The organism is Variovorax sp. 20P10.2.4 (genome assembly GCF_058244205.1).
Window position 1 is genome coordinate 1 of the sequence record NZ_JBZAYE010000964.1, and the last position, 1,974, is coordinate 1,974.

Here is a 1,974-nt window from a genome sequence, read left to right on the forward strand (position 1 = left end):
CGGCGCCGATGCCGCGGCTCGCGCCCGTGACCACGATGCATTGCTTGGTGTCGTTCATCATCGATCCTGAAAAACGGGCGAACGCTTCTCGACGAAGGCACGCATGCCCTCCTCGGCGTCCGCGGTGCGATAAGCGAGCGTCGACAGGTCGGCCTCGATGCGCAGGCCCTCGGCCAGCGACGTGTGGGCCCCACGCAGCACCGCATCGCGCGCGAACTGCAGCGCGCGCAGGCCGAAGCCGCTGAAGCTGCGCGCGAAGGCGAAGGCGGCGTCGATGCTCTCCTCGCGCGCGACGATGCGCTGCACCAGGCCGATGGACAAGGCTTCGTCCGCGCCCACGCTGCGCCCACTCATCACGAGCTCCAGCGCACGCCCCACGCCCACGAGCCGCGGCAGCCGTTGCGTACCGCCATAGCCTGGAATCAATCCCAGCTTGATCTCGGGCAGCGCGAACTTCGCATGCGGCTGCGCGAGCCGGAAAGTGCAGGCGAGCGCGAGCTCCATGCCGCCGCCGAAGGCATAGCCGTTGACCAGCGCGATCGAGGGAATGGCCAGCCGGTCGAGCCGCGCAAACACGGCCTGGCCGAGTTCGGCGCCCTCGCGTTGCGCCGCGAGGTCACGCCCGCGCAGTTCCTGCACGTCGGCGCCGGCGCAGAAGGCCTTGTCGCCCGCGCCGGTCACGATCAGCGCGCGTGCGCCCGAAGTCTCGGCGCGCGCGATCGCATCGCCCAGGTCGCGGATCAGCTCGAAGGACAGCGCATTGAGCACGGCCGGCCGATCGATGCGCAGCACCGCGAATTCGGCTTCGCGATCGAGCGCGATCATCGCGTGCCTCCGGCCACGAAGCGCACCGGCTGCGGCACGACGCTGCCGGCCCTGGCCAAGGCGGCCAGCTCGCGCTTGAGGATCTTGCCGCTCGCGGTGAGCGGAAACGCGGGCAGCACGAGGTAGTACTCGGGCATGTCGAACTTCGACAGGCCCTGCGCATCGAGGTGCGCGAGCATCTCCTGCGCGCTCGGCGGTTCGCCCGCGCAGACCAGTGCGAGGCAGACCTTCTCGCCCAGGCGCTCGTCGGCAACGCCGAAGGCCGCGGCCTTGTTCACCGCCGCATGGCGGTAGGCCAGGTCCTCGATGCGCGCCGGATGGATGTTGTGGCCGCCGCGGATGATCAGGTCCTTCTTGCGGCCCACGATGCGCAGGTTGCCCGCCGCGTCGAGCTGGCCGAGGTCGCCGCTCATGAACCAGCCATGCGCGTTGAACGAGCGCTCGGTCGCGTCCTGGTCGCCGAAGTAGCCGAGCATCAGCACGCCGCCGCGCCCGGCGATCTCGCCGACCTCGCCGGGCTGCGCCTCGAGGTCGGGGTCCTGCTGCGACCACAGCCGCACCTCGTAGCCGAGGCAGGCCGGCCCGCAGGTCTCGGTGACCACCTTCACGCCATCGGCCGGGCGCGTGTACTGGTGCGAGCCGCTCTCGGTCATGCCGTAGACGTTCTGCGGCTGGATGCCGAGCTTGAGGAAGCGCCGCGCGGCCTCCTCGGGAATGGGCGCGCCCGCCATGTAGAAGATGCGCACGCGACCCAGGTGCTTCATGCCGCGCCGGTCCATGTCGTCGAGCAGGTCGATCGCATGCGTGGGCACGCCCATCACGTAGGTGGCGCCCGACTCCACGATCCAGTCGAGCCGCGACAGCCCCGCGGCGGGGTCGTGCAGCACCAGCTCGCAGCCGCTGACCAGGCATTGCTCGATCGCCACGGTGCCGATGTGATGCGACAGCGGGCTCAGGCTCAGCAGCACCGTCGACTCGTCGTGGCCCCAGTCGGCCACCATGGCGCGGCCGTTCGCGAGCAGCGTGTTGTCGCTGTGCATGACGGCCTTGGGCAGGCCGGTGGTGCCGCTGGTGAAGGCGAGGTAGACGACCTTGTCGGGGTTGGTGTGCGGCGCGCGGCCCCAGCGGCTGCGTTCGCGCTCGCGCGGG

At 70.6% G+C, this 1,974-nt stretch carries 2 protein-coding genes; both read right to left on the reverse strand.

Annotation, left to right across the window (positions count from 1 at the left end):
* Positions 1-57: 57 nt before the first annotated feature.
* The gene (locus tag AC27VN_RS39985) at positions 58-825 is read right to left on the reverse strand and encodes an enoyl-CoA hydratase/isomerase family protein (protein WP_490880285.1); all 768 of its coding nucleotides are present in this window, start codon (positions 823-825) and stop codon (positions 58-60) included.
* Positions 822-1,974 (reverse strand): class I adenylate-forming enzyme family protein (locus AC27VN_RS39990; protein WP_490880286.1); only part of this gene is annotated, 1,153 nt, incomplete at its 5' end. The genes AC27VN_RS39985 and AC27VN_RS39990, both read right to left, overlap by 4 nt.

Excerpts from the sequence above, each read along its gene's own strand:
- AC27VN_RS39985 (WP_490880285.1), bottom strand. The coding sequence starts at position 825 with ATGATCGCGCTCGATCGCGAAGCCGAATTCGCGGTGCTGCGCATCGAT.